The sequence below is a fragment of the bacterium genome, from assembly GCA_017744355.1.
In the GTDB taxonomy this organism is placed as follows: Bacteria; Cyanobacteriota; Sericytochromatia; order S15B-MN24; family UBA4093; genus JAGIBK01.
The window spans coordinates 232,895-259,735 of sequence record JAGIBK010000003.1; the positions used below are offsets into that span (position 1 = coordinate 232,895).

25 protein-coding genes and 3 tRNA genes are annotated in these 26,841 nt (G+C 66.2%); 14 read left to right on the forward strand and 14 right to left on the reverse strand.

Features of this window, described 5'->3' with window-relative positions:
- Positions 1-38: 38 nt before the first annotated feature.
- The 3 genes from J7643_09905 to J7643_09915 all read right to left on the reverse strand — a co-directional run bounded on the left by J7643_09905 (position 39) and on the right by J7643_09915 (position 2,237).
- Positions 39-115 (reverse strand) — tRNA-Arg (locus J7643_09905).
- Positions 116-197: 82 nt separating this feature from the next.
- Positions 198-1,604: a S8 family serine peptidase gene (locus J7643_09910; protein ID MBO9540893.1), complete on the reverse strand. Its 1,407-nt coding sequence runs from the start codon at positions 1,602-1,604 to the stop codon at positions 198-200.
- Between the two features lie 12 nt (positions 1,605-1,616).
- Positions 1,617-2,237, reverse strand: coding sequence for a hypothetical protein (locus tag J7643_09915; GenBank protein MBO9540894.1), 621 nt, complete (start codon positions 2,235-2,237; stop codon positions 1,617-1,619).
- 337 nt (positions 2,238-2,574) lie between these two features.
- Between J7643_09915 and J7643_09920 the strand changes: the two genes are divergently transcribed.
- Positions 2,575-2,952 carry a hypothetical protein gene (locus J7643_09920; protein ID MBO9540895.1) on the forward strand — a complete coding sequence of 126 codons (378 nt, stop codon included), beginning with the start codon at positions 2,575-2,577 and terminating at the stop codon, positions 2,950-2,952.
- A 73-nt stretch (positions 2,953-3,025) separates the two neighbouring features.
- Here J7643_09920 and J7643_09925 read toward each other — a convergent pair whose 3' ends face one another.
- Positions 3,026-4,720 carry a glutamine--tRNA ligase/YqeY domain fusion protein gene (locus J7643_09925; protein MBO9540896.1) on the reverse strand — a complete coding sequence of 565 codons (1,695 nt, stop codon included), beginning with the start codon at positions 4,718-4,720 and terminating at the stop codon, positions 3,026-3,028.
- A 120-nt stretch (positions 4,721-4,840) separates the two neighbouring features.
- Here J7643_09925 and J7643_09930 point away from each other — a divergent pair, with 120 nt between their 5' ends.
- The 4 genes from J7643_09930 (at position 4,841) to J7643_09945 (ending at position 7,727) form a co-directional block, all read left to right on the forward strand.
- Positions 4,841-5,245, forward strand: a complete 405-nt coding sequence (locus J7643_09930) for a DUF1801 domain-containing protein (GenBank protein MBO9540897.1) — start codon at positions 4,841-4,843, stop codon at positions 5,243-5,245.
- 65 nt (positions 5,246-5,310) lie between these two features.
- Complete coding sequence (locus J7643_09935; GenBank protein MBO9540898.1) at positions 5,311-6,141, forward strand: helix-turn-helix transcriptional regulator; 831 nt, start codon at positions 5,311-5,313, stop codon at positions 6,139-6,141.
- Positions 6,142-6,183: 42 nt separating this feature from the next.
- The gene (locus J7643_09940) at positions 6,184-6,816 is read left to right on the forward strand and encodes a hemerythrin domain-containing protein (protein ID MBO9540899.1); all 633 of its coding nucleotides are present in this window, start codon (positions 6,184-6,186) and stop codon (positions 6,814-6,816) included.
- 458 nt (positions 6,817-7,274) lie between these two features.
- On the forward strand, positions 7,275-7,727 hold the full coding sequence (locus tag J7643_09945; GenBank protein MBO9540900.1) for a hypothetical protein: 453 nt from the start codon (positions 7,275-7,277) through the stop codon (positions 7,725-7,727).
- Between the two features lie 149 nt (positions 7,728-7,876).
- Here the strand turns inward: J7643_09945 and J7643_09950 are convergent.
- Positions 7,877-7,953 (reverse strand) — tRNA-Arg (locus tag J7643_09950).
- A 102-nt stretch (positions 7,954-8,055) separates the two neighbouring features.
- Positions 8,056-8,145 (reverse strand) — tRNA-Ser (locus J7643_09955).
- Positions 8,146-8,334: 189 nt separating this feature from the next.
- Between J7643_09955 and trxA the strand changes: the two genes are divergently transcribed.
- Positions 8,335-8,658, forward strand: coding sequence for a thioredoxin (gene trxA / locus J7643_09960; GenBank protein ID MBO9540901.1), 324 nt, complete (start codon positions 8,335-8,337; stop codon positions 8,656-8,658).
- A 76-nt stretch (positions 8,659-8,734) separates the two neighbouring features.
- Here trxA and J7643_09965 read toward each other — a convergent pair whose 3' ends face one another.
- Positions 8,735-9,904: a glycosyltransferase family 2 protein gene (locus J7643_09965; GenBank protein ID MBO9540902.1), complete on the reverse strand. Its 1,170-nt coding sequence runs from the start codon at positions 9,902-9,904 to the stop codon at positions 8,735-8,737.
- A 219-nt stretch (positions 9,905-10,123) separates the two neighbouring features.
- Here J7643_09965 and J7643_09970 point away from each other — a divergent pair, with 219 nt between their 5' ends.
- Positions 10,124-10,753 carry a M48 family metallopeptidase gene (locus tag J7643_09970; protein ID MBO9540903.1) on the forward strand — a complete coding sequence of 210 codons (630 nt, stop codon included), beginning with the start codon at positions 10,124-10,126 and terminating at the stop codon, positions 10,751-10,753.
- Between the two features lie 88 nt (positions 10,754-10,841).
- Here J7643_09970 and J7643_09975 read toward each other — a convergent pair whose 3' ends face one another.
- The 5 genes from J7643_09975 to J7643_09995 all read right to left on the reverse strand — a co-directional run bounded on the left by J7643_09975 (position 10,842) and on the right by J7643_09995 (position 18,906).
- Entirely contained in the window at positions 10,842-12,653 is a 1,812-nt protein-coding gene (locus J7643_09975; GenBank protein ID MBO9540904.1) for a peptidoglycan-binding protein, read from the reverse strand.
- Between the two features lie 115 nt (positions 12,654-12,768).
- Positions 12,769-15,960, reverse strand: a complete 3,192-nt coding sequence (locus tag J7643_09980; GenBank protein MBO9540905.1) for a peptidoglycan-binding protein — start codon at positions 15,958-15,960, stop codon at positions 12,769-12,771.
- Positions 15,961-16,170: 210 nt separating this feature from the next.
- The gene (locus J7643_09985) at positions 16,171-16,620 is read right to left on the reverse strand and encodes a transcriptional repressor (GenBank protein MBO9540906.1); all 450 of its coding nucleotides are present in this window, start codon (positions 16,618-16,620) and stop codon (positions 16,171-16,173) included.
- A 4-nt stretch (positions 16,621-16,624) separates the two neighbouring features.
- Entirely contained in the window at positions 16,625-17,647 is a 1,023-nt protein-coding gene (locus tag J7643_09990; protein MBO9540907.1) for a hypothetical protein, read from the reverse strand.
- Positions 17,644-18,906: a M20/M25/M40 family metallo-hydrolase gene (locus J7643_09995; GenBank protein MBO9540908.1), complete on the reverse strand. Its 1,263-nt coding sequence runs from the start codon at positions 18,904-18,906 to the stop codon at positions 17,644-17,646. The genes J7643_09990 and J7643_09995 overlap by 4 nt, the downstream gene beginning before the upstream one ends.
- Positions 18,907-19,266: 360 nt before the next feature.
- Here J7643_09995 and infC point away from each other — a divergent pair, with 360 nt between their 5' ends.
- From infC to rplT, 3 genes are read left to right on the forward strand one after another with little or no spacing between them, the layout of a single operon-like run.
- A complete protein-coding gene (gene infC, locus J7643_10000) occupies positions 19,267-19,791 on the forward strand; it encodes a translation initiation factor IF-3 (GenBank protein ID MBO9540909.1) in 525 nt (174 codons plus the stop codon).
- 5 nt (positions 19,792-19,796) lie between these two features.
- On the forward strand, positions 19,797-20,006 hold the full coding sequence (rpmI, locus tag J7643_10005) for a 50S ribosomal protein L35 (GenBank protein MBO9540910.1): 210 nt from the start codon (positions 19,797-19,799) through the stop codon (positions 20,004-20,006).
- Positions 20,007-20,040: 34 nt separating this feature from the next.
- Entirely contained in the window at positions 20,041-20,400 is a 360-nt protein-coding gene (gene rplT / locus J7643_10010) for a 50S ribosomal protein L20 (GenBank protein ID MBO9540911.1), read from the forward strand.
- Between the two features lie 44 nt (positions 20,401-20,444).
- On the opposite strand, the gene J7643_10015 is transcribed toward rplT, so the two are convergent.
- Positions 20,445-21,668, reverse strand: coding sequence for a glycosyltransferase (locus J7643_10015; protein MBO9540912.1), 1,224 nt, complete (start codon positions 21,666-21,668; stop codon positions 20,445-20,447).
- A gap of 8 nt (positions 21,669-21,676) precedes the next feature.
- Complete coding sequence (locus tag J7643_10020; GenBank protein ID MBO9540913.1) at positions 21,677-22,813, reverse strand: glycosyltransferase; 1,137 nt, start codon at positions 22,811-22,813, stop codon at positions 21,677-21,679.
- A 210-nt stretch (positions 22,814-23,023) separates the two neighbouring features.
- Here J7643_10020 and J7643_10025 point away from each other — a divergent pair, with 210 nt between their 5' ends.
- The 4 genes from J7643_10025 to J7643_10040 all read left to right on the forward strand — a co-directional run bounded on the left by J7643_10025 (position 23,024) and on the right by J7643_10040 (position 26,783).
- On the forward strand, positions 23,024-23,272 hold the full coding sequence (locus J7643_10025; GenBank protein MBO9540914.1) for a hypothetical protein: 249 nt from the start codon (positions 23,024-23,026) through the stop codon (positions 23,270-23,272).
- A 56-nt stretch (positions 23,273-23,328) separates the two neighbouring features.
- The gene (locus J7643_10030) at positions 23,329-25,632 is read left to right on the forward strand and encodes an amylo-alpha-1,6-glucosidase (GenBank protein ID MBO9540915.1); all 2,304 of its coding nucleotides are present in this window, start codon (positions 23,329-23,331) and stop codon (positions 25,630-25,632) included.
- 82 nt (positions 25,633-25,714) lie between these two features.
- A complete protein-coding gene (locus J7643_10035) occupies positions 25,715-25,981 on the forward strand; it encodes a hypothetical protein (GenBank protein ID MBO9540916.1) in 267 nt (88 codons plus the stop codon).
- A gap of 136 nt (positions 25,982-26,117) precedes the next feature.
- Positions 26,118-26,783, forward strand: a complete 666-nt coding sequence (locus J7643_10040) for a BON domain-containing protein (GenBank protein ID MBO9540917.1) — start codon at positions 26,118-26,120, stop codon at positions 26,781-26,783.
- Positions 26,784-26,841 lie beyond the last annotated feature (58 nt).

Below are 26,841 nucleotides of genomic sequence, written 5' to 3' on the forward strand. Positions count from 1 at the left end.
CGGGCCCAGGAAAATCCTGAGACCCGCTTCTTCAGTTTTGGCGCGGCCAGAGAGATTCGAACTCCCGACCTTCTGGTTCGTAGCCAGACACTCTATCCAGCTGAGCTATGGCCGCACACGTCGTAGGGACTTGATCCCGACCGACTAGATCAGTCTACCACAAGCGTCGCGCCAAGAGAAGCCCCTATTTGAACCAATTAGATCGCCTTGGCGAGCGCCACTGCCCGCTCGGCGTTCACCCGGCCGTGGCCGTAGTCGGTATCGTAGCCGGCCGGGCCGCGATCGTCGGCCGACTTCTCGAGGATGTCCTTGACCTGGGCGGGCGACAGGTTCGGCTTCACGCTCTTGACGAGGGCCGCGACCCCGGCGGCGTTCGGGCAGGCCATGCTCGTGCCGTCCATGTACTGGTAGGGCTTGGACACCAGGCCGTTGAAGAGGCTCGGCATGGTCGAGAGGACCCGCGAACCGGGGGCCGAGATCGAGACGTACTTGCCGGCGTTCGAGAAGAAGGTGACGCGATCGTCCTCGTCGGTGGCGCCGACCCCGATGACGCCGGGCTGGTTGGCCAGGGTGTTGACGGGGCTGCCTTCCAGGCGCTCGTTGCCCGCGGCCACCAGCACCGTCACGTTCTTCTGGAGGGCGTACTGGACCGCGGCGGCAAGGGCCTGGCTCTCGTGGGGGAAGCCCAGGCTCATGTTGATGATCTGTGCGCCGTGGTCGGTCGCGTAGACGATCCCCTGCGCCACGACCCCCGCGATGACGCTCTCCTGGTCCTGGCCCGCGAAGCGCGGATCGGGCTTGAGCGAGAGGCCGGGGAAGATCTTGATCGGCATCATGGTGCAGTTGGGCGCGACCCCGGTGATGCCCACCTTGTTGCCCGCCACCGCGCCGATGATGCCGGCCACGTGCGTCCCGTGGCCGAGGGCGGCGAAGCGGCCGCCCAGGCGGCTCACCATCTCGGGCGAGGCCGCGTCCAGGCCCTTGCGATCGCTGAAGGCGTCGTAGGCATCAGCCGAGAGATTGGCCTTGAGATCCTTGTGCTTGGCATCGACCCCCGAGTCGATGACCGCCACCACGATCTTCTTGTCGCCGCGCGTCGTCTGCCAGGCCTTCTCCACCTGCATGGCATCGAGGCTGTACTGGAGGCGGCGCAGCGGATCCTCGCCAGCCCCACCTTCCAGCGCGACGTTCGAACCCACCTCGTCGGAGGTGGTCGCCTTGAAACGCAGCGATAGGTTCGGCTCGGCGAAGGCGACCCGCGAATCGGAACCGAGCTTGCGAAGGGTCACATCCAGCCAATCGGCGGCCGGAGCCTTGGCCGCCGTGCGAAGCTCGACCACCTGGATGCCGTTGATGCGGCGCGAGACTTCGAGACCGTGGGCCTTGGCGACCGCCTCGGCATCGGCGAGGTTCTTGAGCTTGACGAGCACGGCGTCCTTCTGGACCCGGCCGGCCTTGCGCGCCGCCATCATGCTCGTATCGTTCGCTCCCTGGTTCGCGCCCCCGGTCGAAAGAGGCGATCCGCTCGTCACCCCGCAGCCGCTCAAGGCGAACAGGGCGAGCAGCGCTCCGATACCGACGCGGTGGGTCATGCGACGTGCCATTTCGAGCCTCCCTTAGAGCGTCTGCTCGGCAGCGCCGAGCGCAAGACCGGTGCGAGCGTTGACGACGACCCGACGTCCCTCGGGCTTGTGCTCCATCACGACGAAGACCGGGACCTTGGCCGTGCTCGGCTGAACGAGCGCCACGATGAAGGCCTCGCCCGCGATCTGGCCGGTGGCGAGCGCCGTCTGGATGGCCTGTGGAGCCGTGACGCGCGCGCCCGCCTCGAAGGGAGTGCCGGCCTTGGCCTTCTCGAAGGCTACGTTGTTGCCCGAGATGCTCACCTGAAGGCCGTTGCGGCCGGCGGTGAAGAGGTAAGTGAACTGGGTGCCGCCCGCCTTACCGGCCGCGGCGTCGACGTGGACCGCCTGAGCACCGCTCAAAAGGGCCTTCTTGTCCCACTTGAGGGCTTCGAGGGTCGCCACCTTCAGGAACTCCTCGAAGCCGCCCGCGCGCTCAGCGGCCTCCAGGGGGCGATCGCTCGGCAACTTCGGCGAGAAGAGGCCATTGGCCTCGGCCTGGGCATCGGCACCGGTCGTCAGCGCCCCTTGCGGCGCGAGGCCGCAGCCCCCGAGCGCGAGCAGGACGAGCGAAGAAGCAATCCAGCGCGGGGCACGACGGCGCGCGAAACCCATGGGCACCCTCCTCTTCTTTACGAGTGATTAACCTTCATTTGATTATGCCTTATATCGGCTCCGAGGTGTCCGATCTTGCCTGTCGCGTCGGCGGATCAAGCCCCTTGACAACTGCCACCGCTCACCGATAATGGGAGCGTTCATCAATTTGGGGAGTAGCCGCTGCCACGTGCAGCGCCGGCGTCGTCAACACGGCCCTTCGGGCCCGGCGCCAGCGACGAGCGAATCGCTCGGGAGCAAGACCGGATGCAGTGGACAGGCATTGCCTGTTCTCGCGAGGTCCTGCTCCCCTTCTTGTTTTTGGGGCCTCCGAGGACGCATCTCAAGGAGGAATCACATGAACACCCGCAAGCTGATCCGTCTGGCCACCGCCCTTCGTTTCGTCGGAGAGATCGCCGCCGAGCGCTACGGTCGCCGCCTGGGCGGCAGCAGCGTCCGCGTGCGCCGCCACTGGCAGGGGCGCCTGACCTGGACCAAGCGCCACCCCGTCCTCGCGATCGGCGCGGGCCTCGCCGTCGGCACCGTCGCCTTCGTCGTGCTGGGCCTCGTCTTCGCCTTGCTCGGCAGCGTGATCAAGCTCGCCCTCATCGCAGCCCTCGGCTACTGGGCGTTCCGCAAGCTCCAGCCCCACTTCAAGCGCACGCCCGCGGTGGTCATCGTCCCCCCCGGCCAGGGACGCCGCCGCCCGTCGGCCGCCTCCAATCGCTGGCCGTAGCCGCTAGGCGCCTCAAGCGCGAACGCCCCCGACCGTGTGGTCGGGGGCGTTCGTCAGAGGGATCGGGCGGAAGCTACTGCTTCTTCTCCACCTTCGCCCAGGTGTCCTTGAGGGTGGAGGTGCGGTTGAACACGAGCCGATCGGCGGTGGTGTCCGGATCCATGCAGAAGTAGCCCATCCGTAGGAACTGGAAGCGATCGCCCGCCTTGGCCTCCTTGAGGTAAGGCTCGGCCACCGAGTCCGACAGGACCTCGATCGAGTTGGGGTCGAAGTCGCTCTCGTAGTCACCGGTCGCGACCGGCACCTTGAGCAGCGGGTTGTAGAGGCGCACCTCGGCGGGCACCGCGTGCTCGGCCGAGACCCAGTGCAGGGTGCCCTTGACCACGCGGCCGTCCGGCGAGTCGCCGCCACGGGTGGCAGGGTCGTAGGTGCAGCGCACCTCGACGATCTCGCCGTTCGCGTCCTTGATCACCTCGCGGCAGGTGATGAAGTAGGCGTGCTTCAGGCGCACTTCGCCACCGGGGAAGAGGCGGAAGTACTTCTTGGGGGGATCCTCCCGGAAGTCCTCCTGCTCGATGTAGAGGGTCCGCGAGAAGGGCACCTTGCGGGTGCCGGCCGAGGCGTCCTCGGGGTTGTTGTCGGCCTCGAAGAACTCGACCTGGCCTTCGGGGTAGTTCTCGATCACGACCTTGAGCGGACGGGTCACGACCATCACGCGGGGCGCGGTGAAGTTGAGGTCGTTGCGCACGTAGTGCTCGAGCAGCGCGAAGTCGACCGTGCCGTTGGCCTTGGTCACGCCGATGCCCGCGCAGAAGTCGCGGATGGCCTTGGGGGTGTAGCCCCGGCGACGCATGCCCGAGATGGTGGGCATGCGGGGGTCGTCCCAGCCGCGCACGATCTTGGTGTTCACCAGCTCGAGCAGCTTACGCTTGCTCATGACCGTGTAGGTCATGTTCAGGCGCGCGAACTCGATCTGCTGCGGGTGGCAGGGGATGGTGATGTTGTCGAGCACCCAGTCGTAGAAGGGACGGTGATCCTCGAACTCGAGGGTGCAGATCGAGTGGGTGATCCCCTCGATGGCATCCGAGATCGGGTGGGTGAAGTCGTACATCGGGTAGATGCACCACGCATCACCCGTGCGGTGGTGGTGCGCGTGGCGGATGCGGTACAGGGCCGGATCGCGCAGGTTGAGGTTGGGCGAGGCCATGTCGATCTTGGCGCGCAGGATGTGGACGCCGTCCTCGAACTCACCGGCGCGCATCCGCGCGAACAGATCGAGGTTCTCCTCGACGGAGCGATCGCGGAACGGGCTGTTGGTGCCGGGCTCCTTGAGGGTACCGCGGTTGGCGCGCATCTCCTCGGCGGTCTGGCTATCGACGTAGGCCAAGCCCTTCTTGATCAGCTCGACGGCGAAGCCGTAGATCCGCTCGAAGTAGTCCGAGGCGTAGTAGAGGTGCTTGCCCCAGTCGAAGCCGAGCCACTTCACGTCTTCCTGGATGGAGTCGACGTACTCGACCTCTTCCTTGGTGGGGTTGGTGTCGTCGAAGCGCAGGTGACAACGACCGCCGTACTCCTGGGCGATGCCGAAGTTCAGGCAGATCGACTTGGCGTGCCCGATGTGCAGGTAGCCGTTCGGCTCCGGGGGGAAGCGCACGGCGACTTCCTTGTGCTTGCCCGTGCGGAGGTCTTCGTCGATGATCTCGCGGATGAAGTCCCGGCCGGCCACCTTCTCGGTGTTCGCCGCCGCGTCTGCGCGTACAATGTCCATGGTCTCGGGTACCTTTATGAAAGGGTGAAGAGGCAACTCCTCAATTTAACACGCGCGCCGCCTCAAAGCCAGAAGCAGGCGGGTCGTTCCAGGAAACGAGCCCCCAAAAAGGAGCCCCCCATGCCCAGCGCCAGGAAGACCGCGAAAGTCTCGGATCCCAAGGAGGCCGTCGAGCAATACCTGCAAGCACTCGAGCATCCGCTCAAGGCCGAGTTCGAGGCCGTACGAGCCATCATCCTGAACGCCGATGGCCGGCTTGCCGAACGCATCAAGTGGAACGCGCCGAGCTACCACTACCAGCAAAAGGACATGGCAGCCTTCCACCCTCGCTCCCAGGCCTTCGTCCACCTCATCTTCCTCTTCCCGGACGACATGCCCATCGACGACAGCATCGGCATCCTGGAAGGCAAGCACGTCGGCCGGCGCGAGATCAAGTTCCACGGCATGGACGACATCCAAGCCAAAAAGCCCCTCTTCGAAAAACTCGTCAAGGACTGGGTCGCCTACATGAGCAACCAAGCCTAAGGCAGGGCGCGCAAGGGGAATCACCCTCATGACCAGCCCGACGCTTCCAAGGAGTTGACGACGCCGTGCGCCTTCAGCGTTTCTCGCCTGCGGCCCCGCTGGCCGACGTGATCGATGCCGTCTGGGTCGCCGAGGTGCCCGAGCCTCCGCGCCTGACCATCCTACCCGGCACCTCGCCTGTCGCCTGCTTTCAGTTCGGCGGCGCAGTGACGAGCGGCCAGGGGGCCGAGCGCCGGGTCACGCGTAGCGGGATGACCGGCATGCAGAATCAGGCCCAAGAGTATGGGGCCGACAACACGCTAAGGGCGGTCATGGTTCGCTTTACCCCCTGGGGAGCGGCGACGATCTTGCGAGAGTCGCTCGATGCCTTCTACAACCGCCATTTCGACTTGGCCGACATCCTACCGGCCCATCTCATTCGCACCGTTGAGGCGCAACTGCATGACGCGACGACCGCACCGGACCGCCTCTGGATCGTCCAGCGCTTCCTCCTTGGGCAGCGCAATGCAGCATCCTGGGACCCGCTCATCAGAAATGCCGTCGACAACATCCGAAAACACGAGGGGCAGGTCCAGGTGAAAGCCTTGGCGCGTGATTACCTGATCAGCGAGCGCCAGCTCGAGCGCAGGTTCAGACAAATCATCGGGACAAGTCCCAAGCAGTTCTCTCGGATCGTCCGATTCCAGGCGGCCATCCGTTACGGCGCCCGAGGGCTATCGTGGGCCGCCGTCGCTCAGCAGACGGGCTACAGCGACCAGAGCCATCTGATCAAGGAATTTCAGGCACTCGCAGGCCACTCACCCGAAAGCCTTCTCTCTCAACCACCCAGCATGTTGGCGCAGCATTTCAACAATCATCCGGGCACGTCGGGTTTTTACAATACGGTCTTCCTCTAGCCCCCTACCATGGCCACGTCATCCCCCCTTGAGAGGTGCGCCATGTCCGGCATCGATTTCTATACCAACATTCACAAAGCCTTGCGCCGAGAACTCTTCAACGTCTCGGTCCTGGCCGGCAGTACCGATGTTTCCGACCCCGAAGCGCTGGCACGCTTGCGCGCGGCGTTCACCGAGGTGGCCGCGCTCCTGCGCGATCACGCCCGGCACGAGGATGACTTCCTGCATCCCGTGCTCGGCCTCCACGTACCAGACGAACTACCGCCCCTCGAATCGGAGCACGCAGAACTCGAGCACCGCCTGGACGAACTTGAGCACCAACTATCGCGCCTCGAGACGGCCGAACCCGAGTCACACACCGCAGGTCTCGGGTTCTACCGCGCCCTGAACCGCTACATCAGCGACTACCTCGCCCACCAAGACCGAGAAGAGAGCGACGTGCAACCTCGACTTTGGGCCTGCGAAAGCCAAGGGGACCTGGGCGCGATGATGGGACGTTTCGTTGCGGCCCTGGCCCCCCACGACATCCTGCGCAACGCAGCGTACATGCTGCCTGCGCTCTCACCCGCAGAGCGCGCTGCCCATCTGTCCAAGCTCCAACGGAGCACCTCCCCGGAGCTGTTCGAGCAGATCCAGGAGCGATTGGCCGCGACGTCCCTGGCGGGGGCACGGTAGCTCACCCCCAGACCCCCAAGGCGGAGCCAACCGTCCCACAGCATCTCAGTAGTGGTCTAGGAGTTGAGATTGATAGGCTGAGCGCAGGCCATCTCAGCCGATGAGCATCGTGCCTGAACGACTAAGTGAGCAAATAAAAAAGAGGCTGGACCCTTCGATCCAGCCTCTTTTTTATTGTTGCGCGGCCAGAGAGACGACTATCGAACTTTCATAACAAGAGCAAGCAACTGGGATAGAACCAGCCCTTGCTCTCGCTTTGTTTTCTGGGTTCATGCCACCCGTCGGCCGTAGGCCGAGAGCAACCTTGAGATGGATAGACTTTGCTTTTATTCCATCACCCAAGTCACAGCCATCTTGATGGGAAAAATCAAATCAAATATTATTCTAAATACAAACAATAATTACACAGATAAGGACCAGCATTAATGATCACCACTACACCCAAGAGCTCATGGAGCATGCGCCCTCGTCCAACCCTGTTTCTGATACTCATGTTCGCGGGCATCATAAACGGCGTCATCATCCTGAAAGCCGCTGCAGACCTCGAACCTAATGTGCGGGGTTTTGGGCTGCTGATCGGCATTTTGACCGAATTGGCTTTCCTAGTACCAATGGCCTACTACTGGCTTCGTAGTCGATTCGAGATCACGTCTGAAGGAATCCGCATTGTCGGCTGGAAGACGCAGTTCATTGCCTTCGAGGACCTACGTAAAATCAAGGTCAGGAAAGAGTCGGGCACCATGTTGCTCTCGTTTTATGCAAAGGGGAGCAAAGATCCGGCCTTCTCGTTCTCGAGCGGTTTTTATGGAAACGACAGCATTGCGAAGATCCTGGAGCAAATCGAAGGACAGGACCTTGATGTGAAGATAGATAGCGCTCTCTTAGAAGACCAGCTAGGCATGAAGAACTAGTGCCGCGTGAACTCAACGGGAGCACTGAAAAGATCCTGCGGTAGGAGGACCAGCGAATGAGCGATAGCGTCAGTGAGGTATCCTGAGGATTTTCGCAAAAATAAAGAAGCGGGTTTCAGTGATTACACTGAAACCCGCTTCTTTATTTTTGGCGCGGCCAGAGAGATTCGAACTCCCGACCTTCTGGTTCGTAGCCAGACACTCTATCCAGCTGAGCTATGGCCGCACACGTCACCGGATGGCTAAACCCGGTGTACTTTCCCACTGTACTACAAACATACGAGGCTCGCAAGCGAGTCGCGATGCTTGTCCGAGGGGAAACTCGGAGCGGAGAGGGGGGGATTCGAACCCCCGATACCGTTTAACACAGTATACCTTCTTAGCAGGAAGGCGCTTTCAGCCACTCAGCCACCTCTCCAGGCGCGAGATCTTAAGACTAGCATAGCCTAAGCAAAAAGATCAATGCCTATTCTCGATTGTTTCTTGATCGACTTTCGCCCGGCAACCCCCAAGGCGCATGACTGCTCGCTTGTAGCGATCGCCCTGGCAACCCTTCCTTGAGGGAGGTACAATAGGGCACCTATTCGCCCAACGGAGGAGTTTAACCATGAGCAAGCCCATCGCCGTTTCCGACGCCGAATTCCAGAAGGAAGTCCTCGAGGCCGACAAGCCCGTGCTCGTCGACTTCTGGGCCACCTGGTGCGGTCCCTGCCGCATGATCGCGCCGGTCCTCGAAGAGATGGCCACCGAGCACCAAGACAAGCTCAAGATCGTCAAGATCGACATCGACGCCAACGGCCAGGCCGCTCAGCAGTACGGCGTCATGAGCATCCCCACCATGATCCTGTTCAAGAACGGCGAGGCTGCCGAGCGCGTGGTGGGCTTCATGCCCAAGGCTCAGCTCGAAGCCAAGATCATGGGTAAGCTCTAAACCCAGATCCACCCTTCGAGACGGCCCCCGGCGCCATGGCGCCGGGGGCCGTCTCGCGTCTCCGGGTAGAATCGGCTCACGTTTCAGGCGTGGAATAGCGGCGCACTTTCTCCCAGGTCACCGCCTGGCGCCGGGTCCAGAACCGCCAGGCCCCAGCGAGGGCCGCCACGTTCATGAACACGAAGTAGAAGGGCAGGTAATACCAGCGCGCTCGCTGCCCGCCCCGCTGTACCAACCACCCATAAGCCGCCGCCAGGTAGAAGCCCCCCTGCAGCGCGAGCAGGGTCCGGTAGAGCGCGCCCCCTTGATAAGCAAGGAAGCCGTTGAGTCCCAGGAGCAGCGGCAGCAGGAACGGCACCACGAGCCAGCGCAAGAGACGGTGCGAGACGTACTGGAAGGTCACTAGGGGCCGTGAAGGCCACAGCAGGCCACGCAACCGAAAAACTGCCTGCCAGCCGCCCGCCACGATGCGGGCCTTGCGCTTGAACTCGTCGGCGATCGAGCGTGAGGCCGTCTCGCGCGCATAGGCCGCCGGCTCGTAGACCACTCGGAAGCCCTGCTGCAGCAGGCGCATGGAGAGGACGAAGTCCTCGAGAATCGTATCCGGCGGCAAGGGCTCGTAGCACGCGCGACGAAAGGCGAGCAATTCGCCGGCCGCCCCCATCACTGCCCCCATCCGCGAGTCCAGGCGCTTGAGGAAGGACTCGTAGCGCCAGTAGAGCCCCTCGCCAGCACTCACGTCCTGATCCCCGGGCTGGATGCGCTTCTCGCCCGCCACGCACCCCACCTCGGGATCCCCGAAGTGGCGCATCATCATCCGCAGGCTCTCGGAGTTCAAGAGGGTGTTGGCGTCGGTGCAAACGATGATCTCGCCCTCGGCCAGGGGCAAGACCCGCTGCAGGGCGTGAAGCTTGCCCCGCCGCTCGTCCTGGTGCTCGACCCGCACGCCCTGGGGCGCGAAGCGGCGCGCGATCGCGTAGGTCCCGTCCGAACTGCCGTCGGTGACCACCAGGATGTCCAGCTTGCTGCGCGGGTAGTCGAGCGCCAGACAGTTGCGGAGCTTGGCCTCGATGACCGCCTCCTCATCGTAGGCAGCGATCAAGAGGGTCACCGAGGGCATGATCGGCAGGATCCAATGACGGCGAGCAAGGAGCGGCGACAGGAGCATGACGATCGCGCCGTACCCGAGGTAGGCGTAGAAGACCACCCCCACCGAGCTCCAGAAAAGTCCTTCGAGCCACTGCATGGGACGTCCTTCCGAGCGCGCGGCGCGGAGCGCCACTCCCCCACCAGAGGGTCGAGCGACGGGAACGAGGCCTGCCTGTCAGGCAAATCTCGCTCCCATGCTAGGCCCTGAGCACGGCAAGCGCTTGGCGACGATCGCCAAAAAGGATCGGCAGGCGCAAAGGCCCTGAAGGGGCCAAACGAGCTGTGCTACAATCGGGGGAAAGCAAGGAGGCATGCCTTGGAGACCCAGATCACCTACACGAAGGCGCGTACCGCGCGCGCGCGCCTGAGAGGCGCATGCCTGGTGATGACCATTCCCCGCCACTGGCCGCGCGCCGAGCAAGACGCAGCGATCGCGAAGTTCACCAAGTGGGGGCAAAAGCAATCGTCGGCCCTGGCCGCCCTCCCGGTCGCTCCAAGCGCCCCGCCCCTCTCGATCGAAGCGCTCACCGACATGGTGGCCCGCATCAACGACGAGACCGTCCAGGTCCACTACGCAGGGGTGCGAATCGGCAACGCCCGCTACACTCGCCTGGCACAGGTCAACCTCAAGACCAAGATCCTGACCTTCTCGCGCCACGCCATCGACGGCATGCCCGAGCGGGCGCTACGCTACCTCATCCTCCACGAGCTGGCGCACCTGATCCACCCCAACCACTCGAGCGCCTACTGGGCCGTGGTCGGCAAGCACATGCCCGACTACCGCGAGCAACGCAAGATCGCCCAGCACCACTTCGCCCTCGCCGCGCAGCGCGGCGAGGTGCCCACGGCCCCTGCCCCCGAAAAGCCGGCGGCCCCGGCGAAGCTGCCTGAGCTTCAACCAGGGCCCAAGTTGCCGCCCGGCTTCGAGCAGCTGAGTCTCTTCTGAAGGGGAACCAAGAGCGTCTCACAAAACTGTTCCACTTAGCCGCCTCCGGCGGCCAACGGCCGTAACATGCCTGGTTTTGTGAGATGCTCTAAGCGCGCGCTTGAAGCGCGGCGCGCATCCTCAGCTCGGTGGTCGGCTCCACGTACTCGTTGATCGCAGGCTCCCCGTTGGCGAGCCGGTAGGACTGGCGGATGCCCGCCTGCCTCTTGAACGCCATGATCGCCTCGGCGGTCGCGTCGTCGAAGGCGCCGCTCGGCTGAACGGCGTAGCCCAGGCGCGCGAGCGTCGCCTGCACCCGGCCCACGTCCGCCTGCGTGCTCTGCGGGCCGACCGCATTGTCGTAGGTCGAGACCTCGGCCTCGAAGGCCTTCACGTTCTCGGCAGTAGCAAGCAGGCTGTATCGGGCGGCCACCTGCTGCCAGCCCGCATCAGCGGCCGTAGCCTCGGTGACAGGCGCTGCCTCGGTGGCGGCCGGAGCCGCCTTCTCGGCGTCGTCCGCTTCCACGGCGGCGACCACGTCGTCCACCCGCTGGACGACCCCGTACAGGGCCTGGGCCGTGCGCTCGTCCACGTACTGGTTCACGGCGTAGGAGCCGTCCGCCTGACGATAGGTCTGGTAGAGGTCGTATTCCTGCTTGAAGTGCATGACGGCGAGCGATGTCGCTTCGTCGAAGGTGCCCGAGGGGGTGACGTCGTAGCCCGCCACCCGCAACGCCGCCTGGATCTGCTTGATCTGCTCGGGGGTGCCGTGGTTGGGCCCGATGGCACCGGACTCGTAGGTGCCGACCTCGGCGAGGAAGGCGCGGACGTTCTCCACATCCGGATCGAGGCGATACTCGGCGGCGATCGCCTGTGCCTTCTCGGGCGTCAACTCGCCGACGGCCTTGACGTCGGGCAACTCCCCGGACACCCGCCCCATGCTCAACGCGGCGGCAGGCGCCAAAAGTGCGAGCGGGCTGCGCACGCTCACGGTGCCCGCAATCTGCATGAGGCGCTCGGTGGCCGGCAGGACCTCGGCCACGCCGCGGACCGCACTCGTCACCTGGATGGCCTTCGGCGCAGCGCTCGGAGCGACCATGGCGGCCTCACGGGTGCTCGAACCGGCCGCGCTGAAGCGGCCTGCAGCCGCAGCCGCGACGTTGCCCGCCGACAGCAGGGTGTCCGCGTGCGCGAGCATGGCCGAGGTCGACATCATGGTCCCGGCGACGTTGATGTTCTGGAGGTTCTGAAGGGTCTGCGCCCAGCGGGTCGCCCTAGCCAGGTCGCCCCCGCGGGCCATGGACGCCACCCGTTCGCTCATCTTGGCGTACTGGGTAAGCTTGGCCGCCTCCGCCGCATGGCCCAGCTGGCTGAGCTTGGCCGCCTTCTGGGCGACCTGGGCGCCCTCGCTGGACATCTTGACGGCGAGCGAGGCGTTCTTGACCGCGGCGGTGACGCCCGAGCCGGCCTTGAGGGTGTTGAAGGCGCTCGTCGCCCCGGTCACGGTCGCCTTGGCGGCCCCCGCCACTTGGCTGGGGGTAATGAAGAGCGAGCCGACCTCTACGAGGCCGCGCCCGATCGCCTTGCCGGGACGCCCTTCCTTCACCGCTTTCATGTAGGGATCGACGAAGGCGTGGCCGATCATGCTGAGGCCTTCGACCGGATTGGTGACGAGCTTGGTGACCAGGACCCCGATCCCCTTCAGGGTCTGGACGGGGTGGGTGACCATGTTGAGGAGGCCCTTGCCCATGTCCAGGAGCGCCTCGCCCCCGCCAATGAAGACGTCCGCCGCATGCCCCATCACGCCACGCTTGGCAGGGGCCAGCGCTCCCGCCTGCGGCTGGGTCAGAGGACCCGTCGCAGGCGACGTCAGGGGGCGCGTCGCGGCGCGGCTCATGGTGGGGTTGTTGCGAACGTCCATGCGGCCTCCCGGTCGATCTCCGATTGTTTGGATTATCGCCTCGCAGCGCGGGGGCTTTCGGGATTTAACAGGCATTTAATGGACGAGGGGCGCCCGGGGGCGCCCCTCGTGCCGGTTAGTTGAGATCCTTGACGGCCTTGGCCATCGCCTGAGCGGTGTCCTCGCCCACGTACTCGTTGACGGCCCAGGTGCCGTCGGCGAGCTTGTAGGTCTGGTGCAGGCCGTGCTTGACCTTGAAGTCGATGATCGCATCACCGGTGGCGTCGTCGAAGGCGCCGTTCGTCTGGACCTTGTCGTAGCCGAGGCGCGCGAGCAACGTCTGCAACTGCTTGACCACCGCGGGCGAGCCCGAGTCGGGACCGATGGCGCCGCGGGCCGCGTACTCGCCGACCTCCTTGAGGAAGGCCTGCACGTTCGCCGGGTCGTTCTGGATACCCCGCTCCTTGATCAGGGCCTCGACCTCCTTGCTGACGGTCGGCTTGGTCTCGGTACCGGCCGCGGGCTTGGTCTCCGCCTTGGGCTCGGTGCCGGTCGCAGGCTTGGTTTCCGCCTTGGGCTCGGTCCCGGCCGCAGGCTTGGTCTCGGGGGCCGGAGCCGCCTTGCCAGGGATCTGCAGCTTCTGACCCGGGAGGATCAGGTTGGGGTTCGAGCCGATGACCTGCTTGTTGAGGTCATAGATCTCGCGCCAGCGGTTCGCATCCCCGAGGGTCTGCTGGGCGATGCGCGCCAGGTTGTCGTTCGTCTTCACCACGTAGGTGGTCGGCGCTGCGGGCTTCTCCTCGGCAGGCTTGGTCGTCTGCTCGGTCTGAGCGGGCTTGGTGGGCTGGGCGGGCTTGGCACCCTGCTCAGCCTTGCCAGGCTTCTCAGCCTGCTCGGTCTTGCCGGGCTTCTCGGCCTGCTCAGTCTTGCCGGGCTGTTCAGCCGGTACGGCCTTGCCACCCTGCACGGGGCGCGTGGGCCTTTCCGACTTCGTGGGCTCCTCGGGAGCGGCGTACTCCTGCTGACCCTCGGCGATGAGCGCGCTGAGCTCCTCGTCGCTGTAGCCACGCTCGTTGAGGGCGGCGGCGATCTCGTTGAGCTTGTCCTCCACGTCGGCGCGGGCGTCCTCGTGAGCGAGGCCGTAGCCCGTCAGGTCGTGGATGGCGACCAGGGCGGCCTCCTCCATGGCGACCTTGGCCTTGGCGCGCTCGGCCGTGGTCTTGGCGCCGTCGAAGGCACCAAGCGCGTCATCGAGGCCCACGAGGGCGTCCTTGACCTGGCGGCCGGTGATCTCGCCACTGGGGGCGGGAGTCTTCTCGGTCTCGCTGACGCCGGCCTTGCGCTTGGCCACAGCGACCAGGGCCTTGGCGGTCTGCTCGTCCACGTACTCGTTGACCGCAGGGGTGCCGTCGGCCATCTTGTAGCTCTGGGTGATCCCCGCGCGCTGCTTGAAGTCGATGACGGCGAGGGCCGTGTCCTCGTCGAAGTTGCCCGAGGGGGTCACGTCGTAGCCGATCTTGCGCAGGATGGTCTGGAGCTGGGCAACCTGCTGCGGGTTGTCGGTTTCGGGCCCGATGGCGCCCTCGGCATAGCTCGCGACCTCGGCCTTGAAGGCCTCGATGTTAGCAGGCGTGTCGAGGATGCCGTACTTCTTGGCGATCCCGTCGTCGGGGGTCTTCTGGACGTCGCTCACCCGGCCGATGACCGAGGCGGCGAGGGCAGGGCGCGCCAGCTGCGCGAGCTCGCCCAGCTTCACGTCGGGCAGGTTGCTCACCAGCTGAGCACCAGCGCTGACCGCGCGGCCGACCGCCTCAGCGGGAGCCTCCCAGATCCGGCGCAGGGGGAGGTCGCCGATGTTGGAGAGACCCGCCAGGCTGTTCTTGATCGCCTGACCGGCGCCGGCGAGGGCCTGGTAGGTGACCTTGAAGGGGTAGGTCGCCACCTGGCCGACGGCGCGGGGGATGTCGCCCAGGCGCATGTCGCCGACCTTGCCAAGCGCGTTCGAGACCTTGTCGCCGACCTGGGCGAGGTTCTCGCCCACGTTCTTGGCCACGTGGTTCACGGCCACGATCGACTTGTCGACCGGGCGGCCGATGGCGCGGGCGCCCTTCTCGAGGGGACGGGTGATGTAGTTGGTGCGCTCGAACTGGTTGGCGAGCGTGACCGAGTTGTTCAGCAGGGTCTTGGTGCTGGGCTTGAGGGTGTTCGCCAGGGCCGAGACGGCCGTGTCGGTAGCCGCCACGCCGAGCTGGCCCGCCATGTAGGTCTTGGCGGCCTCGAGCGCGACCTTCTCGGAAGCGCCCGCCAGGCGGTTCTGCTTGAAGATGTCGTCGGCGGCGCCCAGCAGCGTGTTGGCCTGCTGGGACGAGAGGCCGAAGGTCTTGGCAGCCGAGGAGGCGTTCTTGGTCAGCTTGACGGGCAGGTCGTAGGCAGGGGCCAGCGCACCGGCCTTGGCCGCGGCCTTGCCCACGTCGTCGGCCTTGGAGACGACCGCGCTGCCGGCCTTGGCGGCGGCGTTGAGGAGGGAGTCCGAGTGCTGGGCCAGGGCCGACATGGTCATGACCTTGGTGCCCGCCTGGGTGGCGACGTTGACGGTCTGGGCGTTGGTGGCCCAGGTCGCGTACTTCATGGCCCGGGCAACACCCTGCTCGGTGCCCGTGGCGGCGAAGCCCGCCGCCTTCTCCATGATGCGGCCGAACTGCTCGAGCTTGGCAGCCTCGCCCACGTGACCGAGGGCCTTGAGCTTGGAGGCCTTCTCCATGGCGGTCGCGGCCTGGCCAGCGATCTTGCCGGAGAGTTCAGCGCCCTTGGCGCCGAGGGTCCCTGCGGCGGCACCCGCCTGCGCGGCGCCCTTGGCACCGGTCAGCATGCCCTTGGCGCCGTTGATGACGCCCTTGGCGCCGTTCACCACCTGGCTGGGGCTGACGAAGAGCGAGCCGATCTCGACGATGCCGCGGCCGAGGGCGAGGCCGGGACGGCCGTCCTTGATAGCCTGCTTGTAGGGCTCGACGAAGGCGTGAACCAGGGTCGCCGGGTGGGTGATGACGTAGCCGATGCCCTTGAGGGTCTGGATGGGGTGCAGGATGACGTTCGCAACACCCTTGACCATGTCGCCGATGGCCTGGCCGCCGCCCACGAAGATGTCGCCGATGTGACCCAAGAGGCCGCGGCCTTCTTTGGGCTTGGCCTGGGGCGCCGCCTGGGTGTAGACGGCCTCATCGGCGATCTGGGCGCGGTCGTCCAGGGGCGTGGTCTGCGGCTGGAGGGGCGACGTCTGCTGCGTGCGAGCAGCAGGCGTGCGCATCGAGGTTTGGTTGACGTTCCCCATGATTCCCTCCTGTGTGTTTCAGGCGTTTCGTCTTCCGGCGCCACCGGGATCATCGCTGCTTCACAGCGGAGACTTGCGTGGATCTCCCGCGAGCCGGTTTAACCTGGCAACGGAGATCCTTTTTTTCTTATACCCACCGGCCAAGCACGACTTGCCTCCGATCCGGGGGATCGGAGGCTAAGATTCACCTAATTGCGCTTTAAAAGGGACTTAAGATCGCGTGGTGGCCTGGCAGGCGGCACACCGGCCGAAGATCTTGAACTGCACGTCCAGCACGGCGAAGGCGAACTCCTTGGCCGCGGCGTGGGCCGCCGCCTCGAGAGCCTCGCCCGAGAATTCGAGGGTCGTGCCGCACTGGATGCAGACCATGTGCTGGTGCGGCGTCTCCTCGCGGTTGAACTCGTAGTGTTTGTGGCCCTCGGCGAAGTCCACCTCGCGCAAGAGACCGAGCGAGGCCAGGAGCTTGAGGGTGCGATAGGCAGTCGCCAGGCTGATCCGGGGCTCTTCGGCCGCAAGCCGCTGGTAGAGGTCCTCGGCACTCAGGTGAGTGCCGCCCGGAAGCTCCTGGAAGACGCGCAGGATCCGCTCGCGCTGCGGGGTGATGCGATACCCCCGGCGGCGAAGATCCTTCTCGACCAGTTCGCGCTCGTCCGATGCCATACCCCTACCCTTCATGATCCAACGGGAACGTGATGAGGAAGGTGGTGCCGACGTTGATCTCGCTCTCCACTTCCACGGTGCCGCCGTGGGCGACGATGATGTCCTTGACGATCGACAGGCCCAGACCCACCCCGCCGGTGACCCGCGAGCGGCTCTTGTCCACCCGGTAGAACCGGTCGAAGATGCGCGGACGGTCGATCTCGGGGATGCCGATCCCCGTGTCGATGACCTTGATCTTGAAGGCCTGCTGCTTCTCGTTGAAGGCGATATCCAGGGTGACGGTGCCCGAGGCAGGCGTGAACTTGATGGCGTTGTCCACCAGGTTGATCAGCACCTGCTGGAGCCGGTCGCGATCGCCGCGGTAGACGGGCAGGGTCTCGGGGCAATTGAGGACCAGGTGCACCTGGTTGAGATCCGCATGGGGATCGAGGGTGGTCTTGACCTCGCTCGCGAGCTCCGGGAAGGTGAAATCGGCCATGTGCAGAGTCGGACGACCGTGAAGGTTGGCCACCACCAAGAGCTCGTTGACCAGACGGGTGAGGCGGTCGGCCTCGCGCTGGATGTTGCTCAAGAACTTGGCGCGCATCTTCTCGCTGGCCATGGCCCCCAGCTGGAGGCTCTCGGCCGCCATGCGGATCGAGGTCAGGGGAGTACGCAGCTCGTGGCTGACGTTGGCCACGAAGTCCTGCTGCATGGCCGCCAGGCGGTGCACCGAAGTGAGGTTGTGGACCATTAGGAGGAGGCGGCCGTCGAGGGCCTGCGCCGTCAGGTACAGGACCTGGCCCTGCCACCAATCGGGAATGAGCTCGAGCTCCCCTTCGCCCTTTTCGACGACCGCCACGACGGCCGGATCGGCGAGCATCTGCTCGAGACGCTCGGCCCCGACGGTCTCGGCCTTCTCGCCGGGCTCTACCAGGAGCTGGAGGAGCTGGCGATTGTGGGAGACGAGGCGCCCCCCTTCGAGCACGGCGATGCCGTCCAGCAGCTTGGGCAGGAGCGAGACTTCATCCTTCTGGGCGGTGGTCATGCGTGTTCCTCTCGTGCGGCCTCGCGGCCCGGAGCCTGACTTGCGATCGCAAAGGCGATCGCCGCCATGCCGAGGGCGGCGTCACCGAGCGACGCGATGCGGACGCGATCGTAGGGGGTGTGGGCGTACTTCTCCTCACCGGGAGCGTAGCCGATGGTCGGCACGCCGGCGATGGTGGCAACATACCCGCCCTCGGTCGAAAAGCACCATTTGTCGAAGCGCGGCGCCTGGCCGACGGCCGTTAGGGCCGCGATGGAGGCGACGACCATGGGGTGCTTGTCGGAGGTCAGGAAAGGGGAGAGCAGTTTGGGGACTTGCTTGGTGACGCCGGTGTAGGCTTTCTCTTCCACCGTGCGGATCCGCACTTCGGCCTTGAAGTTGGGATCCTTCTCGGCCGCGCGGCTGATGAGCGACTGGATCTGCATGACCACCGTATCCAGGGACTCGGTGGGCAGAAAGCGCCGATCGATCGAGGCGACGCAGCGGTCCGGGATGATCGAGAAGCGCGCCGGCGCGCATTCGAGGTTCGTCAGGGCCACGGTGCTCTTCTCGAGGAAGGGGTGGCTCGGAAGGGTCTGGGAGAGGGCCTGCAGGTCCTCGACGATCCCCGCCATCTTGTAGGCGGCGTTGACGCCGAGGCCGGGCACGGCCGCATGCGCGGTCCGGCCGATGGTCATCAGCTCGAGCTCGAGGCGACCCCGCTGGCCCAAGTAGAGATCGAGCCCCGTCGGATCGCCCATGACGGCGAGCGCCGGCTTCGAGAGGCCCATTGCAGGCAGGGTGACGTCGAAGAGGTGCCCCACCCCGAAAGCCTCGGCCTGCTCGGCCATCACCACCCCGGCGACGACCACGTCCCCCGAGAGGGGAGCCGCCAGGGCGCGCAGGGCCGCGGCACCGAAGACCTGAGAGGCGATCGCCCCCTTGGAGTCGGCAGCCCCGAGGCCCAAGAGGTAGCCGTCCGCTTCGACGGGCTCGCACGGGGGGTGGGCCCAGCGCTCGAGCTCGGCCGGCTCGCCCGTGTCCAGGTGCGAGCAGAAGAGCACGCTCGGCCCCGTGTTCGCGCCGCGGATCACGCCGACCACGTTGCCCACCTCGTCGATCCGGACGTCGTCGAAGCCCTGGGCGCGCATGGCCTCGGCCACGAGCGACGCGACGGCCCCCTCGCCGCCCGAGGGCGACGGGGTGCGGATCAGCTCGGAGGCGAAGCGCTGGAGGTCGGCGCGGTGGCGCTCGACGTGTTCAGCAAGGCGCTGGTACATCGTTCGGGGGTCCGTCTCAAAGGGGTGAAACAGCGGCAAAAGGGCGCGGTACGGGCGTCGGCGCCCGAGATGCGCAGTATACCATCGCCCTCCATGCCAAGCAAGAAACGCGGGCGGATCCTGTTGACTCCGCCTACTCAAGGAGGCTATAGTAAGGAAGTTACAGCGCGTCGCTGAGTAATTCAGGGCGCGAATGGTTCAACAACACGGCGAAAGCAGAAGCGCACCTTCTCACCCCGCGGCATTGCCAGCGAGGTAGCCGGAAAGAATCTCGCCGCCGGGCCTGGCCCGCGCCGCGAATCTTCCGACGAGGGCAGGTGAGTACACCTGCCTTTCTCCGTTTTTGAGGAGGAAACGACCATTCTGAGGGAACGAGACACCACCCTGATCAACGACCGGATCCGCGCCCGTGAGGTCCGGACCATCGGCGACGACGGATCCCAGCTCGGCATCTTGCCGACGCGCGAGGCCCTCCGGATCGCGCAGGAGAAGGGGCTCGACCTGGTAATGGTGGCCGCCGACGCCGCTCCGCCGGTCTGCAAAATCATGGACTACGGGCGGCACAAGTTCGAAACCGAGAAGAAAGCCAAGGAAGCCCGCAAGAAGCAGCACGTCGTCAGCATCAAGGAGCTGACGGTCAGCTACAAGATCGGTCAGCACGACTACGACGTGCGCCTGCGGGCCATCCAGAAGTTCATCGCCGACAACGACAAGGTCAAGGTGACGGTGCGCTTCCGGGGCCGCGAAATGCAGCACACCGAGCTCGGCGCGCAGCTCCTCAACAAGTTCGCCAACGACGTCAAGGATATCGCCGTCGTCGAACGCGAGCCCAAGCAGGAAGGCCGCACCCTCTTCCTCATTCTGGCCCCCAAGAAGGAGAAGTAAATCCCATGCCCAAGATGAAGACCCACAAGTCCTCGGCCAAGCGGTTCCGAGTGACGGGGACCGGCAAAGTGATCCGCCGCAAGGCTTTCCGCAAGCACCTGATCGTCGGCAAGGACGGCAGCCGCCTGCGCCGGATCAGCGGCGAGGCCATCGTGAGCAAAGAGGACGCCCAGCGCGTCAAGGAAGCGCTGCCTTATCCGCAGTACCTCCGCTAGGATCGGCCCTCGTCTACTAAGGAGTTAAACGAACATGCCTCGCGTCAAACGCGGTAACATCAACCGCAACCGCCATAAGAAGGTTTTCAAGCTCACCAAGGGCTTCCGTGGGTCGACCCGTAAGATCTTCCGCGCCGCCAACCAGGCGATGATGAAGGCCCTCCGGTACATGTACAAGCACCGCCGGACCCGCAAGCGGGACTTCCGTCGGCTGTGGATCACCCGCATCAACGCGGCGGCCCGCATCAACGGCCTGAGCTACTCGCAGCTCATCAACGGCCTCAAGAAGGCCCAGGTCGAGGTCAACCGCAAGATCCTCGCGGACCTCGCCGTCAACGACGCCGACGCCTTCGCGCACCTGGCCACCATGGCCAAGTCCAAGCTCTCGGCCTAAGCCAAAGGCTTCGAAGGGGCCCCCGAAAGGGGGTCCCTTCTTTTTTATGCCGGCGGCTCGTCGGTCGAGCCGTGGGGCGTCCGGACCCATGGAATCCGGCGGCGGCCCATCGCCTGCCAGCAAGCCCCCCACAGCACCCGGATGAAGCGCGGCGAGGCCATGAGTGACTTCCACTCGGCCGGATTCACCCCCGCGATCACGAGGCCCGAGGCCACGTGCAGGCCGAAGAGTCCCATCCCCCCGAGCCACCACGGCCAAGGGAGCACCCCCGGCACCCCGACCGCCCCGGCCAGGAGCCCCAGCCCAAGCAGCACCACCAGCACCGAGCGCGGCAGAGAGGTCGCGACGAAGCCCAGGCCCTCGAAGGCCTCGCGCCGCCCGTTCATCGCCCCCCACACCAGCCCCGGCAGGTGCCGCGCGAAGAGGCGCAGCTTGCCCTGGATCCAGCGCGATCGCTGGCGGGCCATGGCCTCGAAGTCGTGGATCTTCTCGTCGAAGACCGTGGCCCCCGGCGCCGAGCGGATCGCCACCCCCCAGCCCAAGAGCCGCAACTGGTACTCGCAGTCCTCGACCTGGGTGGTGGTCGAAGCGATCAGACGCTCGAAGACCCGCCGCTCGTAAGCGACCCCCGAGCCGGAGAGGCTGGTCGAGAATCCCCACCAGCTGAGCCCTGCGGCCACCACCCGGTGGTGCAGGGCCTCGGCGAGGCCGTCCAGGGCGCTGGCGGCGCTGTGCTGGGGGTTCTTGGCGATCCGCTGCCCCTGCACCACCTTGGCGCCGCTCGCGAGCGCCCGCCCCATTTCGGCCAAGAAGTCCGGCGCCACCTCGTTATCGGCGTCGAGCACCACCACCGCGTCGAAGCCTTCGCGGGCCTCCCCCAGGCGCTCCCAGAGCCAGGCGAGTGCTGCCCCCTTGGAGGGGGTGCCATCCTCGCGCTCGAAGACCGTGGCCCCGGCCGCGCGCGCCAGGCCGGCGGTGGCGTCCGCGCAGCGATCGGCCACCACCCACGTCGCGACGCGCTCGGCGGGGTACTCCTGCTCGCGCAGGCGCGAGAGGCAGGCGCCGATCACCGCGGCCTCGTCGTGAGCGGCGACGAGCACCGCCAGGCGTGGCCAGGCCCCGTCGGGCACGGGATAGCCCGGGCGCGGGAAGCGGCGCGAGAGCCAGGCCCCCACCGTGACGAAGGCCAGATGGAAGATGTTGAGGGCCAGGACACCCTGGAGAAAAGCCGCCAACAGGCACCAGGCGGCGACGAGGCATTCAAGCATGGCGCACCTCAGGCGATCGTCCCGGAACGAGGCGCGGCGACCTCGGCGTAGAGGGCCTCGATCGCCGCGATCATCCGGGAGAGGGGGTAGAGGGCGAGGACCCGCTCGCGACCGGCCGCCGCCAGTCGCGCGGCCAGGGCCGGGGTGCGGATCAAGGCCAAGATGGCCTCGGCCAAAGGCGCGACCTCGCCCGGCGGCACCAAGAGGCCGCTCAGGCCGGGCTGGACGACCTCGAGCGAGCCGTCCACCGCGCTTGCGATCACGGGCACCCCGCAGGCCATGGCCTCCAAGAGGGCGATGGGGAGCCCCTCCCACAGGCTCGGCAAGACGAAGACGTCGGTGGCGGCGAGCAAAGCGGGCACGTCCGAGCGGCTGCCGAGCATCAAGAGGCGACCGCCCAGCCCCAGCCCCGCAGAGAGGGCCGCAAGGGCCACGCGGTCCTCCCCGTCCCCCACCAGCATGAAGCGGGTGGCCGGCTCGCGGGCGAGGACCTCGGCAGCCGCGCGCAAGAAGACCCCCTGAGCCTTCTGACGGGTCAGGCGCCCGAAGAGGCCAATCAAGGGCTCGCCCTCGGCGACCCCCAAGGCCTCGCGCATACGCGCGCGCGCCGCCGGGTCCGGACGAAAGCGGGCGGGGTCGATGCCGTTGGGGATCACCCGGCTGCGCTGGGGCGAGAGGATGCCGTGGGCGAGGCCCGAGCGCTGATCGGCGTGAGAAACGCAGACCACCTGACGGCTGAGGCGAGAGGCCACCGCCTCGCAAGAGCGGGCGGCGGTCTCGGCGAGGGCCGAGCCGCGCTGGTGGAAGCTCCAGCCGTGGACGGTGTAGAGGTGGGGCACCCCGCAGAGGGCGGCGGCCGGCGCCCCGCAGAGGGCCGCCCGGGTGCCGTGCGAGTGGATGAGGGCGACCTTCTCGCGGCGGGCCCTTTCGGCGATGGCCGCGATCGCCCGGGGATTGAGCCGGCTGGTCATGGGGATGCGGACGACCGGGTGGCCGGCGGCCTCCAGGTGAGCGGCGAGGGGCCCATCGTCGGAGCAGGCGACGACGGGGGCGAACCGCCCAGGATCGAGGCCCTGGGCCAGGTCCCGCAGGTGGGTCGAGCCGCCCCCCACCGCCCCGGAAGCGAGCACCTCGAGGACCCTCAAGCGCCCCCCCGTCTTCGATCGCCCCCCCACCGCTCACCGCCTTTCGGGATGGCCGCCCCGCGTGATCCGACGCTCCCGGTTGTAGCATCCCGGGCCCCCGGCGGGCTCGGCCGAAGTGGACGAGGCTTGTCGCGGGCCGAGACAAGCTCGTTCGTTGACTCGGGCATGGAGGGTCCCTAGACTCGCACCAGGGCGGAAGGGGGTGACGGGATGGCCAGAACCCACCAGTTCTCGGTCTGCTCGAAGGCCGAAGTCATGCTGCTCCTGGAGCTCGCCAGGGAGCATGAGCCCCACATCCACCTCTCCTTCCGCGAATACGGGGAGATCCTCCAGATCTACCTCGAGACCGACAGCATCGAGTTGAGCGAGTACCTCAACTACATGCTCAAGCGCCTGCGCGAGCAGCAGCTGCGGATCGAGGCGAGCTTCCAGCGCCCCGGCGCGGGCGCCCCGCACTAAGAGCGTCCGGCATCCGCGTCGAACCGCCCGACGCCCTCGCGACGAAGAGGACCCCGATGGCCCAAGCCGAGGACCCCAAGCAAGCAAGACCGCCCGAAGCGCCCCCCGAATCGACCACCATCGAGGTGGGCGGCGAGATCTACACGATCGATCGCGAGCTGAGCGCGGTGCTCGCGAGCGGCATCCCCGCCGTGCTCACGTCCTGCCGGCACGGCCGCGAGGTCATCAAGCAGGAGAACCTCTTCCTGGTCAGCGACATCGACGGCAACGTCTACCCCGGCTGCGGGTGCGGCATGGGCCTCTACGCCGCCGACACGCGCTTTCTGAGCGGGTGGATCTTCCAACTCGAGGACAAGGTGCCCAGCCTGCTGTCGAGCTCCAGCGAGCGCACCTACCTGTCCCAGATCGAGTTCATGAACCAGGTGCTCAAGTACCCCGACGGCCGCATGATCCCCCAGGAGACCGTGTACATCTCGAGCGATCGCGCCATCGAGGACGTGGTCCGCGACCGGGTCAAGATCGTCAACTACAACCCCTTCTCGGCCGAGTTGACCTTCTCGCTGGAGTTCCGGGCCGACTACGCCGACATGTTCGAGGTCCGTGGCATGCACCGCCAGCACCACGGCCTCTTCCTCCAGCCCAAGATCGAGGGGCACACCCTGATCCTGGCCTACATGGGCGAGGACAAGACCTTCCGCCAGACCCGGATCACCTTCGACGTCGCGGCGAGCGCCTTCCAGATCGAGCCGCTCGCCCCCGAACACGCCTCGGTCGGCGGGATCGTGCGCTTCACCCTGCCCTGCCCCGGCCACGGGGCCGAGACGGTCTTCGCCTACACCGTCGAGACCCTGATCGCCGGCGAGGGGTCGCTCGCGGCCGACAAGCGTGAGGAGAGCTTCGAGCGCTTCGTCGAGCGACTGGACGTCGCCTCCAAGCGCAAGGTCTCGGGCTGCACCCGGCTCATCACCAGCAACGCCATCTACAACCTGATCCTCTCGCGCAGCGAGCGCGACATCGCGGCCCTCTCGACCATGTATCCGACCGGGCCATACCTCGCGGCCGGCATCCCCTGGTACACCGCCCCCTTCGGCCGGGACGGGATCCTGACCGCCTTCCAGTCCCTGATGCTCAGGCCCGACCTGGCCTACGGCACCCTGCGCTACCTGGCGGCCCACCAGGCCCGCGAGGACGAGAGCTTCCGCGACGCGGAGCCCGGCAAGATCCTGCACGAGCTGAGGGTGGGCGAGCTCGCCCGGCTCGGCCAGATCCCCCAGACCCCTTACTACGGCTCGGTGGACTCCACCCCCCTCTTCCTCATCCTGCTCTCCGAGACCTACCGCTGGACGGGTGATCTGGACCTGGTGCGGGAGCTGTGGGACGCGGTCGAGGCCGCCCTCATGTGGATCGAGGTGTACGGGGACCTGGACGGGGACGGCTTCGTCGAATACGAGCGGCGCTCGCCCTTGGGCCTCGTGGTCCAGGGCTGGAAGGACTCGGTCAACTCGGTGATTAGGCCCGACGCGACGCTGGCCACCGGACCGATCGCCCTGGCCGAGGTCCAGGGCTACGTCTACGACGCCAAGAAGCGGATCGCCCAGCTCTGCTACACCCTCGACCTGCGGATCCTCGGCGATCGCCTCAACCGAGAGGCCGACGAGCTCAAGGAAGCCTTCAACCACGCCTTCTGGTCGGAGGAGGACGGCTTCTACGTGCTCGCCCTCGACGGCGACAAGAAGCAGGTCCGCACCCCCACCTCCAACCCCTGCCACGGCCTGTGGAGCGGGCTCATCCCCGAAGAGCGCATCCCCGGCATGGTCCAGTTCATGATGGGCAAGGGCATGTACTCCGGCTGGGGGATCCGCACGCTCTCGGCCGATAGCCCGGTCTACAACCCCATGAGCTACCACAACGGGACCGTCTGGCCCCACGACAACAGCCTGATCGCCCTCGGCCTCGCCCAGCACGGCTACAAGCAGGAGGTCCTGGTCCTGCTCGATTCCCTCTACCAGGCCTCCCTGCACTTCCCCTACTACCGCTTGCCCGAGCTGTTCTGCGGCTTCCCCAAGGAAGGGGATCTGGATCGCCCCGTGCCCTACCCGGTGGCGTGCAGCCCGCAGGCCTGGGCGGCGGGCACCATCTTCCTGCTGTTGCAGAGCGCGCTCGGCATCGTGCCGGACGCGGCGGGCAACGCCCTGCGCATCGTCCAGCCGCAGCTGCCCACCTGGCTCGAGGAGGTGCGGATCGACGGGCTGCGCATCGGCCAGTCCAAGCTCGACCTCCAGTTCATGCAGTACAGCGGGATCACCACCGCCCGCGTGCTCTCCAAAGAGGGACGGGTCAAGGTCCTGATCGAGGGCTGAGGCCGCAAGCAGCAGACTGGCGCCGACAAGACATGGTACACTGGACCCGCACCGCGCTTATGCAGCCAAAGGAGAAGCCCACGTGGACGCGAACAACTTTCGAACCCTTGGGGAATGCGAGTTCGGCACGGTCTGGTTCGTCGAGAACGAGGGCAAGGTCGTGGTCAACGCTTACCAGGCTGCGCTCTACTTCAGCCTCGAGGACTTCGCCTCCTTCGCCAAGATGATCACCGAAGCCGATAAGCGCTTCCAAGGGGCCCTCAAGCCTGCGCCCCAGGCTCCGGCTCCCGCCCCGGGCGGCAAGATTCGCCAGTTCCGGCCGGCCCAATCCACCCCGGACAACGACTAAGCGGGGGTTTCGGCGCCCCCGCGCCCCGAGATCTTCGTCGTTTTGCCCGAAGGCCCCACGCCTCTCCCTGACTAGCATAGGGGGAGGTTTTTTTGCGTGGTGCACCTTGTAAAGCCTGAAATGAGGAGGGATCGGCATGCTGACCGACGCAGAGATCCACGATTCCGTCGCCGCGGCCCTGACCCGCGACCCTAGGGTGAGGGCCCAGAGCGAAGGGGGGGCCGTCAAGATCCGCTGTCAGGGCGGGACGGTGCTACTCGAAGGGTTGGTCGAAAGCCTCGGCGAGAAGATGACCTGCGAGCGGCTGATCCAGGAGGTGCGCGGGGTCCAGGAGGTCATCAACCACCTCAAGCTGCGGCCGATACCGGTGCGCACCGACGACCAGATCCTCGCCCACGTCCGCAACGGCCTGGAAGAGGACCCCTACATCGACGAGAAGAAGCTCTCGATCCACGTCGAGAACGGGGTGGTGACGCTCACGGGCAGCCAGGACGCCCTGGCCAAGAAGCGCCTGGCGGGGCTCATCGCCTGGTGGGTCGCGGGGGTGGCCGACGTTCGCAACCAGATCGCCGTCGAGCCCCACGAGGACGACTCGGACGACGAGATCACCAACGCCGTCCGGGTGGCCTTCGACAAGGACAAGCTGATCGACTCCCTGCGCTTCCAGGTGACGACCCGGGGCGGGGTGGTCTACCTCTCGGGCGTCGCCCGCTCCAGCGCCGAGCGCCAGGCCGCCGTGGACGACGTCTGGGCGGTGTGGGGGGTGCGCGACGTGCACACGGAGGTCGCCATCGAGGCGTGACGTTGCCCGACCGGCGCGCGCATGCCACAATGGGCTTTCGGTCCCCCTCAAATGTAGC

Coding starts and splice junctions, on each gene's coding strand:
- J7643_09920 (MBO9540895.1), top strand. CDS start 2,575: ATGAACACCCGCAAGCTGATCCGTCTGGCCACCGCCCTTCGTTTCGTC.
- J7643_09915 (MBO9540894.1), bottom strand. CDS start 2,237: ATGGGTTTCGCGCGCCGTCGTGCCCCGCGCTGGATTGCTTCTTCGCTC.
- J7643_09980 (MBO9540905.1), bottom strand. CDS start 15,960: ATGGGGAACGTCAACCAAACCTCGATGCGCACGCCTGCTGCTCGCACG.
- J7643_09940 (MBO9540899.1), top strand. CDS start 6,184: ATGTCCGGCATCGATTTCTATACCAACATTCACAAAGCCTTGCGCCGA.
- J7643_09910 (MBO9540893.1), bottom strand. CDS start 1,604: ATGGCACGTCGCATGACCCACCGCGTCGGTATCGGAGCGCTGCTCGCC.
- J7643_09995 (MBO9540908.1), bottom strand. CDS start 18,906: ATGTACCAGCGCCTTGCTGAACACGTCGAGCGCCACCGCGCCGACCTC.
- J7643_10040 (MBO9540917.1), top strand. CDS start 26,118: ATGCTGACCGACGCAGAGATCCACGATTCCGTCGCCGCGGCCCTGACC.
- J7643_09930 (MBO9540897.1), top strand. CDS start 4,841: ATGCCCAGCGCCAGGAAGACCGCGAAAGTCTCGGATCCCAAGGAGGCC.
- J7643_09990 (MBO9540907.1), bottom strand. CDS start 17,647: ATGACCACCGCCCAGAAGGATGAAGTCTCGCTCCTGCCCAAGCTGCTG.
- rplT (MBO9540911.1), top strand. CDS start 20,041: ATGCCTCGCGTCAAACGCGGTAACATCAACCGCAACCGCCATAAGAAG.
- J7643_10025 (MBO9540914.1), top strand. CDS start 23,024: ATGGCCAGAACCCACCAGTTCTCGGTCTGCTCGAAGGCCGAAGTCATG.
- J7643_10030 (MBO9540915.1), top strand. CDS start 23,329: ATGGCCCAAGCCGAGGACCCCAAGCAAGCAAGACCGCCCGAAGCGCCC.
- J7643_09965 (MBO9540902.1), bottom strand. CDS start 9,904: ATGCAGTGGCTCGAAGGACTTTTCTGGAGCTCGGTGGGGGTGGTCTTC.
- J7643_09975 (MBO9540904.1), bottom strand. CDS start 12,653: ATGGACGTTCGCAACAACCCCACCATGAGCCGCGCCGCGACGCGCCCC.
- rpmI (MBO9540910.1), top strand. CDS start 19,797: ATGCCCAAGATGAAGACCCACAAGTCCTCGGCCAAGCGGTTCCGAGTG.
- J7643_09945 (MBO9540900.1), top strand. CDS start 7,275: ATGCGCCCTCGTCCAACCCTGTTTCTGATACTCATGTTCGCGGGCATC.
- trxA (MBO9540901.1), top strand. CDS start 8,335: ATGAGCAAGCCCATCGCCGTTTCCGACGCCGAATTCCAGAAGGAAGTC.
- J7643_10015 (MBO9540912.1), bottom strand. CDS start 21,668: ATGCTTGAATGCCTCGTCGCCGCCTGGTGCCTGTTGGCGGCTTTTCTC.
- J7643_09985 (MBO9540906.1), bottom strand. CDS start 16,620: ATGGCATCGGACGAGCGCGAACTGGTCGAGAAGGATCTTCGCCGCCGG.
- J7643_09925 (MBO9540896.1), bottom strand. CDS start 4,720: ATGGACATTGTACGCGCAGACGCGGCGGCGAACACCGAGAAGGTGGCC.